General features: G+C 47.2%; 1 rRNA gene. It reads right to left on the reverse strand.

From position 1 onward, the window contains the following. Positions 1-246: ribosomal RNA gene (locus tag AVJ20_RS18220) — 23S ribosomal RNA — on the reverse strand; the annotation flags it as partial. Between the last annotated feature and the right edge of the window lie 19 nt (positions 247-265).

Here is a 265-nt window from a genome sequence, read left to right on the forward strand (position 1 = left end):
GCTACTGAGGGAATCTCAATTGATTTCTTTTCCTAAGGGTACTGAGATGTTTCACTTCCCCTCGTTCGCCTCATAAACCTATGTATTCAGTTTATGATACCCGCCTTATAGCGGGTGGGTTTCCCCATTCAGAAATCTCCGGATCACAGGATATTTGCCGCCTCCCCGGAGCTTATCGCAGGCTATTACGTCTTTCATCGCCTCTGACTGCCAAGGCATCCACCACATGCACTTAATTACTTGACTATACAACCCCAAACAGTCG

Origin of the sequence: Acinetobacter sp. CFCC 11171 (assembly GCF_003268405.1) — a bacterium.
Lineage (GTDB): Bacteria > Pseudomonadota > Gammaproteobacteria > Pseudomonadales > Moraxellaceae > Acinetobacter > Acinetobacter amyesii.